The sequence below is a fragment of the Frigoribacterium sp. ME-P-080 genome (assembly GCF_030209595.1).
Lineage (GTDB): Bacteria > Actinomycetota > Actinomycetes > Actinomycetales > Microbacteriaceae > Frigoribacterium.
Window position 1 is genome coordinate 311727 of sequence record NZ_JARVRR010000004.1, and the last position, 15398, is coordinate 327124.

Annotated in this window: 12 protein-coding genes; all 12 read right to left on the minus strand. The window is 68.1% G+C overall.

Features of this window, described 5'->3' with window-relative positions:
* Positions 1-34: 34 nt before the first annotated feature.
* Positions 35-1957 carry an excinuclease ABC subunit UvrC gene (gene uvrC / locus QRN23_RS10065; RefSeq protein ID WP_285063487.1) on the minus strand — a complete coding sequence of 641 codons (1923 nt, stop codon included), beginning with the start codon at positions 1955-1957 and terminating at the stop codon, positions 35-37.
* Positions 1954-4905: an excinuclease ABC subunit UvrA gene (gene uvrA / locus QRN23_RS10070; RefSeq protein ID WP_285063488.1), complete on the minus strand. Its 2952-nt coding sequence runs from the start codon at positions 4903-4905 to the stop codon at positions 1954-1956. The genes uvrC and uvrA overlap by 4 nt, the downstream gene beginning before the upstream one ends.
* A gap of 70 nt (positions 4906-4975) precedes the next feature.
* Positions 4976-5890, minus strand: a complete 915-nt coding sequence (locus tag QRN23_RS10075) for an SDR family NAD(P)-dependent oxidoreductase (RefSeq protein ID WP_173150858.1) — start codon at positions 5888-5890, stop codon at positions 4976-4978.
* Positions 5880-7946, minus strand: a complete 2067-nt coding sequence (gene uvrB, locus QRN23_RS10080) for an excinuclease ABC subunit UvrB (RefSeq protein WP_043592809.1) — start codon at positions 7944-7946, stop codon at positions 5880-5882. Before uvrB ends, QRN23_RS10075 begins: the two co-directional genes overlap by 11 nt.
* Positions 7947-7956: 10 nt before the next feature.
* Positions 7957-8607 carry a dephospho-CoA kinase gene (gene coaE / locus QRN23_RS10085; RefSeq protein ID WP_056045251.1) on the minus strand — a complete coding sequence of 217 codons (651 nt, stop codon included), beginning with the start codon at positions 8605-8607 and terminating at the stop codon, positions 7957-7959.
* Between the two features lie 78 nt (positions 8608-8685).
* Positions 8686-10134, minus strand: coding sequence for a 30S ribosomal protein S1 (gene rpsA / locus QRN23_RS10090; RefSeq protein ID WP_043592805.1), 1449 nt, complete (start codon positions 10132-10134; stop codon positions 8686-8688).
* A 168-nt stretch (positions 10135-10302) separates the two neighbouring features.
* Positions 10303-11994: a DUF885 domain-containing protein gene (locus QRN23_RS10095; protein WP_285063489.1), complete on the minus strand. Its 1692-nt coding sequence runs from the start codon at positions 11992-11994 to the stop codon at positions 10303-10305.
* A 124-nt stretch (positions 11995-12118) separates the two neighbouring features.
* A complete protein-coding gene (locus QRN23_RS10100) occupies positions 12119-12388 on the minus strand; it encodes an HPr family phosphocarrier protein (protein ID WP_043592801.1) in 270 nt (89 codons plus the stop codon).
* Between the two features lie 26 nt (positions 12389-12414).
* On the minus strand, positions 12415-12879 hold the full coding sequence (locus QRN23_RS10105) for a PTS mannitol transporter subunit IIA (protein WP_056045258.1): 465 nt from the start codon (positions 12877-12879) through the stop codon (positions 12415-12417).
* 2 nt (positions 12880-12881) lie between these two features.
* The gene (locus tag QRN23_RS10110) at positions 12882-13190 is read right to left on the minus strand and encodes a PTS lactose transporter subunit IIB (RefSeq protein ID WP_054146078.1); all 309 of its coding nucleotides are present in this window, start codon (positions 13188-13190) and stop codon (positions 12882-12884) included.
* Positions 13191-13237: 47 nt separating this feature from the next.
* Complete coding sequence (locus QRN23_RS10115; protein ID WP_056045261.1) at positions 13238-14434, minus strand: PTS transporter subunit EIIC; 1197 nt, start codon at positions 14432-14434, stop codon at positions 13238-13240.
* A gap of 113 nt (positions 14435-14547) precedes the next feature.
* Complete coding sequence (locus QRN23_RS10120; protein WP_056045263.1) at positions 14548-15309, minus strand: DeoR/GlpR family DNA-binding transcription regulator; 762 nt, start codon at positions 15307-15309, stop codon at positions 14548-14550.
* Positions 15310-15398: the final 89 nt, after the last annotated feature.

Genomic DNA, 15398 nt, shown 5'->3' on the forward strand with positions numbered 1-15398 from the left:
GGTGTCCTCCGGGTCGGCGTGCGGTGCATCGAGTCTAGGCGGGGCTCGTGGGGGGCACGACGTCGGCGGCCGCCACGTCGTCGGCCGCCACGTCCTCGGCCCCGCGCAGCCGCTCGACGACTGCGGCGGCGAGCGTCGGGCCGATGCCGCGGATGGCCGAGATGTCCGCTGCCTCGGCGTCCTTCAAACGCTTGACCGAGCCGAAGTGCTTCAGGAGCACGGCCACCCGGGAGGGCCCCAACCCCGGGATCTCCGCGAGCTGCGTCGAGATGTCGCGCTTGCGACGCTGCCGCTGGTGCGTGATCGCGAAACGGTGGGCCTCGTCGCGGATGCGTTGGATGAGGAACAGCGCGTCGCTGTTGCGAGGGAGGATGACCGGGAAGTCGTCGTCGGGCAGCCAGATCTCCTCGAGCCGTTTCGCGATCCCGCAGAGCGCGATGTCCGTGACGCCGGCGTCGTCGAGTGCTCGTCGGGCCGCCGCCACCTGGGGTTGTCCGCCGTCGACGATGAGGAGGTTGGGGCGGTAGGCGAACCGTTTGCGTTGCTCACCCACCTCCTCGACGGGAGCGAGTTCGTCGTCGAGGCGAGAGAGACGGCGGCTGAGCGTCTGGTAGATCGACTCGGTGTCGTCGGTCGACCGGGGGATGTTGAAACGCCGGTACTGGTCCTTCCGCGGCAGGCCGTCCTCGAAGACCACCATCGAGGCGACGATGTTCGTGCCCGAGAGGTGGGACACGTCGTAGCACTCCATGCGCAAGGGCGCGTCGCTCATGCCGAGGGCCTCCTGGATGTCGGCCAGGGCGGTCGACCGGGTGGCGAAGTCGGCGCTGCGACGGGTCTTGTAGAGCATGAGCGACTGCTGCGCGTTGAGGGTCGCCGTCTGCATCAGGTTGGCCTTCTCGCCGCGCTGTGCCGTGTGGATCTGGACCCGTCCCCGACCGCGGAGGGTGCTGAGCACGCTCTCGAGGGCGTCGTTGTCGTCCGGCGTCTCGGTCACGACGATCTCGCGGGGAAGCTCGGCGCCGGCGGTGTAGATGCCCTGCAGGACCTGCTCGACGAGGTCGCCGGTCGAGATGTCGATCTCTTTGTCGACGACCCAGCCGCGGGAGCCACGGATGCGACCGCCCCTCACCGTGAAGAGCTGGACGGCGGCCGCCAGCTCGTCCTCGGCGAGGGCGTAGAGGTCGAGATCGACGTTGTCGCGGAGGACGACCGCCGACTTGTCGAGCACGGCCTCGAGGGCCTGGACCTGGTCGCGGTACGTGGCCGCGTCCTCGAAGCGCTGCTCCATGGCGGCCGTCTTCATGGAGCGCTGCAGGTCGGCGATCACCCTCTTGTCGTAGCTGCCCATGAACTTGACGAACTCGTCGACGATCGCCCGGTGCTCGTCGATCGACACCTTGTGCGAACACGGCCCCCCACAACGACCGATCTGCCCCGGGAAGCAGGGCTTGCCCGTCTGCATGGCCTTCTTGTAGCTGCTGTCGGAACAGGTCCTGATCGGGAAGACCTTGATCATCAGGTCGATGGTGTCGTGGACGGCCCAGATCTTCGGGTACGGCCCGAAGTACTTGGCCCCCTTGATGCGCGGGTTGCGCGTGACCATCACCCGAGGTGCCTCGTCGGCCAGGGTGACGGCCATGAACGGATAGGTCTTGTCGTCGCGGAACTTGACGTTGAAGGGCGGGTCGAACTCTTTGATCCACGTGTACTCGAGCTGGAGGGCCTCGATGTCGCTGCCCACCACGGTCCATTCGACGGATCGAGCGGTGAGGACCATTCGTCGGGTGCGTTCGTGCAGCGACGGAAGCGGTGCGAAGTAGTTGCTCAGCCGGGCCCGGAGGTTCTTGGCCTTGCCGACGTACAGCACCCTCCCCCGCTCGTCACGCCAGCGGTAGACGCCGGGGTCGGTGGGGATCTCGCCCGCTTTCGGACGCCAGGAGACGGTGTTGCTCATCGTGCTTCGACGGCCTCCCGGCGTCGCGTCGACGTGGCCTTCTTCTTCTGCACCCGGGGCACGGTGTGACCCGACTCGAGGATCTCCTTCAGGAAGACGCCCGTGTGGCTCTCGGGCACGGTCGCGAGGTGCTCGGGGGTTCCGGTGGCGATGACGGTGCCGCCACCCGCACCTCCTTCCGGGCCCATGTCGATCAGCCAGTCGGCGGACTTGATGACGTCGAGGTTGTGTTCGATCGTGATGACGGTGTTGCCCTTCTCGACCAGACCGTTCAGCACGAGGAGGAGCTTGCGGACGTCCTCGAAGTGCAGGCCGGTCGTCGGTTCGTCGAGCACGTAGACGCTGCGCCCGTTGGAGCGCTTCTGCAGCTCGGTCGCGAGCTTGACGCGCTGGGCTTCGCCCCCGCTCAGCGTGGTGGCACTCTGGCCGAGTCGCACGTAGCCCAGGCCGACGTCGACCAGCGTCGACATGAACCGGGAGATCGCCGAGATGGGGGCGAAGAACTCGGCGGCCTCGCTGATCGGCATCTCGAGGACCTCGGAGATGTTCTTGCCCTTGTACCGCACCGCCAGGGTGTCGCGGTTGTACCGCGCACCACCGCACACCTCGCAGGCGACGTAGACGTCGGGAAGGAAGTTCATCTCGATCTTGATCGTGCCGTCACCTGCGCAGTTCTCGCAGCGGCCGCCCTTGACGTTGAAGCTGAACCGGCCAGGCAGGTAGCCGCGGGCCTTCGCGTCGGTCGTCTCGGCGAAGAGGGTGCGGATGCGATCGAAGACACCCGTGTAGGTCGCCGGGTTCGAGCGCGGGGTGCGACCGATCGGCGCCTGGTCGACGTGGACGACCTTGTCCAGGGCGTCGAGGCCCGTGACCCTCGTGTGCTTGCCGGGGATCTGACGGGCTCCGTTGAGCTGGTTGGCCAGGACCTTGTACAGGATGTCGTTGACGAGCGAGGATTTGCCCGAGCCGCTGACGCCCGTCACCGCGACGAAGGTGCCCAACGGGAAGTCGACGGTGACGTCGCGCAGGTTGTTGGCCTTGGCGCCCACGACCGAGATCATGCGCTTCTTGTCGACGGGGCGACGGCTGGTCGGGGTCTCGATGGAGCGCCGCCCGGCGAGGTAGTCGCCGGTGTACGAGTCGGTGTTGGCGACGAGGTCCTCGTAACTGCCCGAGTGAACGACCGTGCCGCCGTTGACGCCGGCACCCGGGCCGATGTCGACGACCCAGTCGGCCGTCTTGATGGTGTCTTCATCGTGTTCGACGACGATCAACGTGTTGCCGAGGTTCTTGAGTTTGACCAGCGTGTCGATGAGTCGGCGGTTGTCACGCTGGTGGAGGCCGATGCTCGGCTCGTCGAGGACGTAGAGGACTCCGGTGAGACCCGACCCGATCTGGGTCGCGAGGCGGATGCGCTGGGCTTCTCCACCGGAGAGGGACCCCGCGGCGCGGGCCAGGGAGAGGTACGTGAGACCCACTTCGAGCAGGAACTCGAGTCTGACGCGGATCTCACGCAGCACCTGGGCCGCGATGCGCGCCTCACGGGTCGTGAGGGTGAGGCTGTTCATGAACCCGAACGCGTCGGCGAGGCTGAGTTCGGACACGCTCGCGATGTCGTGCCCGTCGACCAGGACGGCGAGGACCTCGGGCTTGAGCCGCTTGCCCTTGCAGACGACGCACGGGATCTCGCGGAGGTAGGACGCGTAGCGCTGGCGTTGCGTGTCGGTCTCGGCCTCGGCGTACTTGCGCTCGATGTAGGGCATGACGCCCTCGAAGCCCGTCGAGTAGGTCATCTCTCGGCCGAAGCGGTTGCGCCACTTCACGGTGACCTCGAAGTCGTTGCCCTGCAGGACGGCCTGTCGGACCTTCTCGGGCAGCTCGTGCCAGGGCGTCTTGAGGCTGAAGCCCAGATCGCCGGCCAGGCCCTCGAGGAGCTTCTGGAAGTAGTTGTAGAGCCCCTTGCCGGATTGGGTCCAAGGAAGGATGACGCCGTCGGCGAGGCTGAGCTCGGGGTCGCCGAGCAGCAGGTCGGAATCGACCGACATCTTCGTGCCGAGACCGGAGCACTCGGGGCAGGCGCCGAAGGGGGCGTTGAACGAGAACGTGCGGGGTTCGATCTCGGTGAGCTGGACCGGGTGGTTGTTCGGGCACGAGAGCTTCTCGGAGAACGTCCGGTACTTGCCGGCCTCGCCCTCGTCGGTGTCGACGAAGTCGATCGTGACCAGGCCGTCCGTCAGGCGCAGGGCGGTCTCGAGCGAGTCGGTCAGTCGGGTCAGCGCCTGGTCGGAGGCGACGAGGCGATCGACCACGACCGAGATGTCGTGCTTGATCTGCTTCTTCAGCTTGGGCGGCGAACTGAGCTGGATCTGCTCACCGTCGACGATGGCCCGGGAGTACCCCGTGGACGCGAGCTCGGCGAACAGGTCGACGAACTCGCCCTTCTTCTGCGAGACCACGGGGCTCAGCACCTGGTACCGGACGCCCGACTCGAGGGTCATGAGCTGGTCGGCGATCTGCTGCACGCTCTGCTTGCTGATCTTCTCGCCGCAGACGGCGCAGTGCGGAACGCCGATGCGTGCCCAGAGGAGCCGCATGTAGTCGTAGATCTCGGTGATCGTGCCGACCGTGGACCGCGGGTTGCGGTTCGTGGACTTCTGGTCGATGGAGACGGCCGGGCTCAGGCCCTCGATGAAATCGACGTCGGGACGGTCGACCTGACCCAGGAACTGCCGCGCGTAGGCCGACAGGGACTCGACGTACCGACGTTGCCCCTCGGCGAAGATCGTGTCGAACGCCAGGGACGATTTGCCCGAGCCGGACAACCCGGTGAAGACGACCAACGAGTCACGTGGGATCTCGAGGTCGACGTTGTTCAGGTTGTGCACTCGGGCACCCCGGACGCTCAGCGTGGAGGAACCTTCTACAGGTGAGATGGACACTCTTACCATTCTGTCGATGTGGACGACACTCGTCGTCGTGGCGGGCGGGCCCGCGGGAGGTGCAGCCGGCGGCGCGGGGTCAGGGGGCCGGGGACGAGACGGTCGGTTGGACGCCCGTCAGGCCGGCGGACACCTGCCACAGACGCGATGCCACCGACTCGTCACGGCTGTGACGTTTCGCGGGCACGCGGGCCGGAGCGCCGGTCAACTGGAACCATCCGGCCGGACCCCAGTATTCCCCGCCGTGGACGTCTTCGCCCACGAGGGCGTGGACGAGAGGCTCTGCTCCGACCTCCTTGCCCTGGGAGAAGACGTGCATCATCGAGGTGAGGACGGCGGGAGGGCGGCGGGGCTCGACGACGGGCGGGCGCGGGTCGCTGAGCGAGTCCCACGAGAACCCCGGGTGGGCGACGACGCTGGAGACCGAGGATCCGGCGGCCCGGAGGCGACGGTCGAGGTCGAAGCCGAAGGTCATGACCGCGAGCTTGGAACGTGCGTAGGCGACCGCGCCGGAGTAGCTCGAGACCATCATGGGATCGTCCAGGTCGAGTCGCACCCACCGATGGCTGATGCTTCCGAGGTGCACGACTCGAGCCCGCCCTGCCGACTCGAGGGCCGGCATGAGGTGCGAGACCAGGGCGAAGTGGCCGAGATGATTGGTGCCGAACTGGAGCTCGAACCCGTCGGTCGTCGTCTGACGCCGACGGGAGCCGACGACGCCGGCGTTGGCCAGGAGGCCGTCGACCGGTCCGCCGGCGGCGATGGCGGATGCACCCGTGCGGACCGACGCGAGGTCGGCCAGGTCGAGGGCGACCGTGTCGACGTCCGCCCCGGGCACGCGGCTGCGGAGGAGATCGGCGGCCCGCACGGCCCTCTCGGCGTCGCGGGCCGCGAGGACGACCTGGTGACCGGCCGCGACGAGCCGCTCGGCGGAGTAATAGCCGAGCCCTGCGGTCGCACCCGTGACGACGACGCGTCGACGATCACCGGGCATGACCGGCCGCCTCCATCTGTCGCAGATCTTTCTTCAGGTCGGCGACCTCGTCGCGGAGCCGACCGGCCAACTCGAACTTGAGCTCGGCCGAGGCCTGCAGCATCTGCTCGTTGAGGTCGGCGATGATCGCTTCGAGGCCGTTCGCGGCGCTGGCGGCCTTGCCCTCGCGGCGGAGGTTCGGCGTGGGGGCGCGCTTGCCACCCTGGCGATCCGCGAGGAGGCGTGCGGTGTCGGCACCTTCTCGGGCCAGGACCTCGGTGATGTCGGCGATCTTCTTGCGGAGCGGTTGGGGGTCGATGCCTCGCTCGAGGTTGTAGGCGACCTGCTTCTCTCGACGACGATCGGTCTCTTCGAGCGCCTGTTTCATCGAGTCGGTCATCACGTCGGCGTACATGTGGACCTGACCCGAGACGTTTCGTGCCGCACGGCCGATTGTCTGGATGAGTGACGTGGACGAACGGAGGAAGCCCTCTTTGTCGGCGTCGAGGATCGCGACGAGCGACACCTCGGGGAGGTCGAGGCCCTCACGGAGCAAGTTGATGCCGACGAGCACGTCGTAGACGCCCTGCCGCAGTTCGGTGAGCAGTTCGACCCGCCGGAGCGTGTCGACGTCGGAGTGCAGGTAGCGGACTCGCACTCCGGCCTCGGTGAGGAAGTCGGTGAGTTCTTCGGCCATCTTCTTGGTCAGGGTGGTGACCAGGACACGTTCATCGATCTCGACCCGTGTGCGGATCTCTTCGAGCAGGTCGTCGATCTGGCCCGCGGACGGCTTGACCACGATCTCGGGATCGATGAGCCCGGTGGGTCGGATGATCTGCTCGACGACGCTGTCGGTGATGCCCAGCTCGTACTTGCCGGGCGTCGCCGAGAGGTAGACCTTCTGGCCGACCCGGTCGAGGAACTCCTCGAACTTGAGGGGTCTGTTGTCGAGGGCGCTGGGAAGCCGGAAGCCGTGGTCGACGAGGGTGCGCTTGCGCGAGGCGTCGCCTTCGTACATGGCGCCGATCTGGGGCACGGTGACGTGCGACTCGTCGATCACCACGAGCAGGTCGTCCGGGAAGTAGTCGAGCAGGCAGTGGGGTGCCTCGCCGGGCGACCGACCGTCGATGTGCGCGGAGTAGTTCTCGATGCCGTTGCAGAAGCCGATCTGTTCCATCATCTCGAGGTCGAAGGTCGTGCGCATGCGCAGGCGCTGGGACTCGAGGAGCTTTCCCTGCTTGTCGAGCTCGTCGAGGCGGGTGGCGAGTTCGTCCTTGATGGTGCCGATGGCGCGGTGCATGACATCTGTGCCCGCGACGTAGTGCGAACCGGGGAAGACCGAGACGGCGTCCATCGTCTTGACGACGTCGCCCGTAAGCGGATGGAGGGCGTACAGCGCCTCCACCTCGTCGCCGAACATCTCGATGCGGATGGCCAGTTCTTCGTACATCGGGATGATCTCGATCGTGTCTCCCCTCACGCGGAAGTTGCCACGGGAGAAGTCGATGTCGTTCCGCTGGTACTGCATCGAGACGAACCGCCGGATGAGCGTCTCGCGATCGATCCGCATGCCGACCTGGAGGGCGATCATGGCCTCCATGTAGCCCTCGGGGGTGCCGAGCCCGTAGATGCAGGAGACCGTCGAGACGACGATGACGTCGCGTCGGCTCAGCAGCGAGTTCGTCGTCGAGTGCCGCAACCGCTCGACCTCGGCGTTCACCGAGCTGTCCTTCTCGATGAAGGTGTCGGTCTGCGGGACGTAGGCCTCGGGCTGGTAGTAGTCGTAGTACGAGACGAAGTACTCGACGGCGTTGTTCGGGAAGAGCGATCGGAACTCGTTCGCCAACTGGGCCGCGAGCGTCTTGTTGTGGGCGAGCACGAGCGTGGGCCGTTGCACCTGCTCGACGAGCCAGGCGGTGGTCGCCGACTTGCCCGTTCCGGTGGCGCCGAGCAGGACGACGTCGGTCTCGCCGGCGTTGATGCGCCCCGCCAGTTCGGCGATGGCGGCCGGCTGGTCGCCACTGGGTTCGAATTCGCTGATGACTTCGAACGGGCGCACACTGCGGGTCGGTTCCATGGATTCCAGCTTAGGAGGGACCACCGACACTCGTGTCGTGGGAGGCCGCCTGCTTCGCCGCTGACAGCGAACGCAGACGGTCGTAGAGGTCGTCCGCCTGTTCCAGCGTGCTCTCGAGCGAACCGGAGGAGTCGACGACGAGGTCCGCCACGGCGAGCCGCGTCCGGTCGTCCGCCTGCGCGTCCACGCGACGCCGCGCCTCCTCGTCGTCCATCCCGCGGAGCTCGACGAGTCGCCTCAGGCGGACCTCGCGCGGGGCGTGCACGACGACGACCACGTCGAAGCCGTCGGTCCCCCGCGATTCGACGAGCAAGGGCACGTCGTAGACGACGACGCGACCCGCGTCGTCCGCGACGGCGTCGGACATGCGCCGGACCGAGAGCTCGTGCACGGCCGGGTGGGTGATCCCTTCGAGGTCACGGCGTGCAGCGGCATCGGCGAAGACGATCGCCCCCAGGGCGGCTCGGTCGAGGGAACCGTCGGGCTGCAGGACGTCGGACCCGAAGCGGGCGACGACGGCCTCGAGTCCGGCGGATCCGGGCTCGACCACCTCGCGGGCGAGGGCGTCGGCGTCGATGTGCGCCGCGCCTCGTTCGGCGAGTCGACGGGCCACGACCGATTTGCCGGCAGCGATGCCACCGGTCAATCCACAGACGAACACGACGTCGAGACTACGCCGGAAACGCCGGAAGGCGGCTCCCCCGAGGGGGAACCGCCTTCTGGTCGAGACCGGAGGGACTCAGTTGTTGTTCGACAGCTTCTCGCGCAGAGCGGCGAGCGACTCGTCGTCGGCGAGGGTGCCGGCGCCCGAAGCGGACTCGGCCGAGAAGGACGAACCCGTGGGAGCGTCGAACGTCGTCTCTTCGACGAGCGAGGCAGCGACCTGCTTCTTGTGGGCTTCCCAGCGCGCCTGGGCGGCAGCGTAGTCCTGCTCCCACTTCTCGCGCTGCGAGTCGAAGCCCTCGCGCCACTCGTTCGTCTCGGGGTCGAAGCCCTCGGGGTACTTGTAGTTGCCCTGGTCGTCGTACTCGGTGAGCATGCCGTAGAGCGCCGGGTCGAACTCGGTGCCCTCGGGGTCGACGCCCTCGTTGGCCTGCTTGAGGCTCAGCGAGATGCGACGGCGGTCGAGGTCGATGTCGATGACCTTGACGAACACCTCGTCGCCGACGGCGACGACCTGCTCGGCCAGCTCGACGTGCTTCGCCGACAGCTCGGAGATGTGCACGAGGCCCTCGATGCCGTCGGCCACGCGGACGAACGCACCGAAGGGGACGAGCTTGGTGACCTTGCCCGGAGCGACCTGACCGATCGCGTGCGTGCGGGCGAACACCTGCCACGGGTCTTCCTGGGTGGCCTTGAGCGAGAGCGACACGCGCTCACGGTCGAGGTCGACCTCGAGGATCTCGACGGTGACCTCCTGGCCCACCTCGACGACCTCGCTGGCGTGCTCGATGTGCTTCCAGCTGAGCTCCGAGACGTGCACGAGGCCGTCCACGCCGCCCAGGTCGACGAACGCACCGAAGTTGACGATCGACGAGACGACGCCCTTGCGGACCTGGCCCTTGTGGAGGTTGTTGAGGAAGGTCGTGCGGCTCTCGGACTGCGTCTGCTCGAGCAGGGCACGGCGCGACAGGACCACGTTGTTGCGGTTCTTGTCGAGCTCGAGGATCTTGGCCTCGATCTCCTGGCCCAGGTAGGGGGTGAGGTCGCGGACGCGGCGCAGCTCGATGAGCGATGCGGGGAGGAAGCCACGGAGGCCGATGTCGACGATGAGGCCACCCTTGACGACCTCGATGACCGTACCGGTGACGACGCCGTCGGCGTCCTTGATCTTCTCCACGTCGCCCCAGGCACGCTCGTACTGAGCGCGCTTCTTGGACAGGATCAGACGGCCTTCTTTGTCTTCCTTCTGGAGGACGAGGGCCTCGACCGTGTCGCCGACCTCGACGACCTCGGTGGGGTCGACGTCGTGCTTGATCGAGAGTTCGCGCGAGGGGATGACGCCCTCGGTCTTGTAGCCGACGTCGAGGAGGACCTCGTCGCGGTCGATCTTCACGACGGTGCCCTCGATGAGGTCGCCGTCGTTGAAGAACTTCAGGGTCTTCTCGACCGCGGCCAGGAAGTCATCAGCGGATCCGATGTCGTTGATGGCGACCTGCTTGGGTGCCTTGGTCGTTACGGTTGTCATGTAGTTAGTGCTCCAGTACGGGCATGAATCGGGCCGTGCTCGTCCCTCGAACGGTGTTCGGGAGGGTGTGTCGAACGCGGCGTGCGGAAATGTCGACGCAGATAGCGCTCGGTAATCTTAGCGCGGCGCCGCAGGTGTGGGCAACGGCGTGTCGCGGGTCGCGCCGACTCACGCGAGCAGTGCCCGCCTGAGCGTGTCGAGCCCGACCCCGCCCAGCTGAAGGGCGTCGCGGTGGAAGGCCTTGATGTCGAAGGTGGCGCCGTCTCGACGGGCGCGTTCGGCACGGAGGTCTTCCCAGATGCGCTGACCGACCTTGTACGACGGCGCCTGCCCCGGCCAGCCGAGGTACCGGTCGACCTCGAAGCGCACGAACTCGGTGTCCATGTTGACGTTGTCCGACATGAAGGCGAAGGCATTCGTCGCGTCCCACCGCCCGCCACCGCCGGGGAACGGCTTGCCGAGGTGGACCCCGATGTCGAGCACCACACGCGCGGCACGCATGCGCTGACCGTCGAGCATGCCCAGCCGGTCGCCCGGGTCGCCGAGCCAACCGAGCTCGTCCATCAGCCGTTCCGCGTACAGGGCCCAGCCCTCGGCGTGCCCCGAGGTGCCGGCCAGCTGGCGACGCCACGTGTTGAGCGTGGCCCGGTTGTGGACGGCCTGACCGAGCTGGAGGTGGTGGCCGGGGACCCCCTCGTGGAAGACCGTCGTCGTCTCGCGCCACGTGCCGAAACGGGTGACCCCCTCGGGCACGGACCACCACATGCGGCCCGGACGCGAGAAGTCGTCGCTGGGGCTCGTGTAGTAGATGCCGCCGTCCTTGGTCGGTGCGATGCGGCACTCGAGCCGGCGGACCGGCTCGGGGATGTCGAACTGGTCCCGACCCAGCTCGGCGACCGCGCGGTCGCTGAGCTCCTGCATCCAGGCGCGGAGTGCGTCGGTGCCGTCGAGCTGGCGTGCGGGATCGGCATCGAGCAGCTCGATGGCCCGGGAGACCGACGCCCCGGGTTCGATCCACCGGGCGACCTCTTCTTGTTCGGCCGTCATCCTGGCGAGCTCGTCGATCCCCCACTCGTAGGTCTCGTCGAGGTCGACCGTCGCTCCGAGGAACCGTCGCGAGTGCAGGGCGTAGGCGTCGCGCCCGACGGCGTCGTCGGCCGTCGCCGCGGGGAGCAACTCGTCGAGCAGGAAGCGTCGGAGGTCGACGTAGGCCTCCGCCGCCGACGAGGCGCCCGACGAGAGGTCCCGGCCGAGCGCCGTTCCGGGTTCGGTGCCGTCACCGAGCCGGGCGTCCCGCACGAACTCGGCGAAGAAGCCGTCGTCGGCACCGATGCGGGCACACTGCTCGGCCACCTTCTCGACCTGGCGCCGGGCGGGGGTGACTCCCCCGGCGATGCCCGCGCGCAACGTCTCGACGTACTGGTCGACGGCGGTCCGTACCCGGCCGAGGCGGGTCGCGACGTCGACCCAGTCGCGCTCGGAGGCGGTGGGCATGAGGTCGAACACGTCGCGGATGCCCTGGGCGGGTGACGCGATCACGTTGAGGTCGCGCAACTCGAGGCGCTGTTCGGCGTAGAGCAGCTCGAGCTCGAGCTCGCTCGTCAGGTCGTCCCGGGTGACCCGGTCGACGTCGTCCACGGGGGTGGTGGCCCGCAGTTCGGCCAGCGTGGCCCGGACGGCCTCGACGCGTCGGGCATGACCGTCGGGCGAGTAGTCGCCGTACTCGCCCGTCCGGCCCTCACGGCCGATCCAGGTCGCGGTCGTGGGGTCGAGCTCGCAGAGGGTGTCCACCCAGCGTTCGGCGACCCCGTCGACGGGGGTGGGCGTGCGAGGGGTCGGCGTCGTCGCGGCATCGGTCATGCCGACGAGCCTAGTGACGCAGGAGGCGCGGTGCAGGGGGCCCGCACCGCGCCTCCTCGGCTCCCACGACGAACGGGACGCCCGCCGACTCTCGTCGGCGGGCGTCCCGTTCTGGTGTCGGTGCCTACTCTTTGTCGAGGTCGGTCGCCAGGAGCGCGACGAGTTCGTCGAGGGCGGCCTCGGCGTTGTCGCCCTCGGTCGCGACGACGACCTCTTCACCGTGGCCGATGCCCAGCGAGAGCACGCCGAGGATGCTGGCGGCGTTGACGCTCTTGCCGGCCGCGGAGGTCAGCGTGACCTTGGCGCCGGTCTTGCCGGCGGCCTGGCTGAACAACGAGGCGGGGCGGGCGTGCAGCCCGACGCTCGAGGCGATGGTGACGGAACGTTCTGGCATGTCTTCTCCTCTGGAGGGGGTGGGGATCAGTCGTCGTCGTCGGTCGACGCGAGCAACTCGTAGACCTCGGCGGTCGTGGTCGACCCGCGCAGGGCGGCGGCCTTGTCGGGGTCCATCAGGATGCTGGCGAGCTGGCTGAGGATGGCGATGTGGCCGTTGCCCTTGGCGGCGATGCCGACCGTGACCGAGACCTCGTTGCCGTCCCAGTCGACCGGGGTCGGGAACCGCAGCACGACGAGGGCGTCCTCTTTGACCGAGTCCTTGCCGGCGAGGGTGCCGTGCGGGATCGCCACACCCTCGCCGACGTAGGTGGACACCGAGTTCTCGCGCTCGAACATGGCGTCGACGTACGACTCGTCGATCGCACCCGCGTCGATCAGGGCACGACCCGTCTTGCGGATGGCCTCGTCACGCGAGGCGGCGACCTCGTCGAGTCGGATGGACGACTCCGCGAGGAGCGCCGAGAGCTCGGGTGCCTGCTGGTCGGTCATCGTCAGACCTCGACCGTCGAGCCGTCCTGGATCGCCTTGACGACCTTGGCGACGTTGGGGTCTCCCATGAACAGCTGGAACGGCACGACGGGCACGTTCGGCACGACGCCGCGGGCGCGCTCGGCGAGGTTGTTCTGGGTGACGACGACGTCGGCGTCCGACGGGATCGACGCGACGGGCGAGTGCTCGACGGTGACACCGCTCTTCTTCAGCTGCTTCTTGAGCGTGGACGCCAGCATGACGCTGCTGCCCATGCCCGCGTCGCACGCGACGATGAGTTTCTTGATGCTGGAACCGTCGAGGGTTGCCATGACCTTCTCCTTGTGTGGTGGTGGTGCTGACTGGTGGTGCGGGCGGGCTAGGCGGTGGGTGCCGCGGTGCCCTTGCTGGTGGCCTTGTTGGCCGCGGTGGCGGCCTGGGCGTCGGCGAGAGCCTGCTCCTGTGCGGCGGAGTCCTCGGCACGGGCCTCGCGGTTCTCCTTGCGACCGAAGCCCATGAGGAGGGACGAGACGACGAACGAGACGGCCGCCGAGAGCAGGATACCCAGGTAGATCGGGAGAAGGTCCCCGCGGGCGGCGACGAGCGTGTAGGCGATGATGCTGCCGGGCGAGGCAGGGCCGACGAGGCCGACGTTGAACAGGGCGAAGGTCGCGATGCCGGTCGCTCCACCGAGGACGGCGGCGACGAGCAGGATCGGCTTCATCAGCACGTACGGGAAGTAGATCTCGTGGATGCCACCGAAGAAGTGCACGATGATCGCGGCCGGGGCCGAGGGGCGGATGGCGCGCGGACCGAAGAAGAGGTACGCGAGGAGGATGCCGAGACCCGGGCCGGGGTTCGACTCGAGCATGAAGAGGATCGACTTGCCGGCCTCCTGCACCTGCGTGCCACCGAGGGGGGTGAGGATGCCCTGGTTGATGGCGTTGTTGAGGAACAGGACCTTGGCCGGCTCGATGATGATCGACGCCAGGGGCAGCAGGCCACGATCGACGAGGAAGCCGACGGCGCCGCCGAAGACGTTCGTGATCGCGGTGGTGACCGGGGCCAGGCCGAAGAAGGCGAGCACGCCCATGGCGCCACCGATGATGCCGAGCGAGAAGTTGTTGACGAGCATCTCGAAGCCGGACTTGATGCGGCCGTCGACGAGCTTGTCGAACTGCTTGAGGACCCAGGCGGCCAGCGGGCCGACGATCATCGCGCCGAGGAACTGCGGCACGTCGGTCGCGACGATGACGCCCATGACGGCGACGGCGCCGATGACGGCACCGCGCTGACCGTGGACCATGCGACCACCCGTGTAGGCGATCAGGATCGGCAGCAGGTACTTGATGATGGGACCGACGAGGCCGGGCCACGGGGTGCCGTCGGACATCTCGCCGAAGCCGCCGAGCTGGGGCACCGGCGTCCAACCGGTCTGGATGAACAGGGCCGTGATGAGGCCCCAGGCGATGAAGGCGCCGATGTTCGGCATGATCATGCCGGCCAGGAAGCCACCGAAGCGCTGGACGCGCGCTCGGGCTCCCGTACCGGTGACGGTGGGGGTGAATTCGGACATGGTGACGACTTCTCCTTGTTTCTCTCAGCGACGAGAGGGGTGTGGGGTGATGGAGGTGGTGCGAGGTGCTGCGGTGCGTCGGGAGGGAACGAGGGGGGCCGGTCGGGGTCGCGTCATGCGATCACGACCCGGGGTCCGGCCTGTTCGACGTCGTCGGCCAGCTCGGCGTCCACGCCGGAGTCGGTGATGACGGTGTCGACGTCGGTGAGCGGCGCGACCTTGGCGAAGTCCTCGCGACCGAACTTGGTGTGGTCCGCGAGGACGACGGTGCGTCGTGACGCGGCGATGAGCGCGCGCTTGACCCGCGCCTCCGCCAGGTCGGGGGTGCTGATGCCGCGCTCCACCGAGACGCCGTTCGTCCCGATGAAGGCGACGTCGGCGAAGACGTCGGCGATCTGGGCCCGCGTCCAGTCCCCCACCGCGGAGTACGTGCGGGTGCGGATGAGGCCGCCGAGCAGGTGGAGGGTGACGTTCGGTCGGCTGATCAGGATGGTGGCGACGGCGAGCGAGTGGGTGACCACGGTCAGCTCGCGGTCGAGGGGCAGGAGTTCGGCCAGACGGATGGTCGAGGTGCCGGCGTCGACGATGATCGAGCCGCCGTCGGGCAGCTCGTCGAGGGCGGCCCGGGCGATGCGCTCCTTCTCGGACGCGGCCGTTCCCTCCCGGTCGACCACGGGAGGCTCGATGCCGAGGCGCTCGACGGCGATGGCGCCTCCGTGGACGCGGCGGAGGACGCCCCGGCGCTCGAGGGCGGTCAGGTCGCGGCGCACGGTCTCGGGCGCGACCGAGAGCTCTCGTGCGAGACCGGCCACCTCGACTCGGCCCCGGGACAGGGCCGTGTCGAGGATCTGCTGGTGACGCTCCGGTGCGTACATGGGAGACCTCGTCGTCGGACTGCACGGCCGCCTCGGGGGCTGACCGGTGGTGCGGAAGTGCGGAAGGAGTTCAACTGTTGTTGATCTGC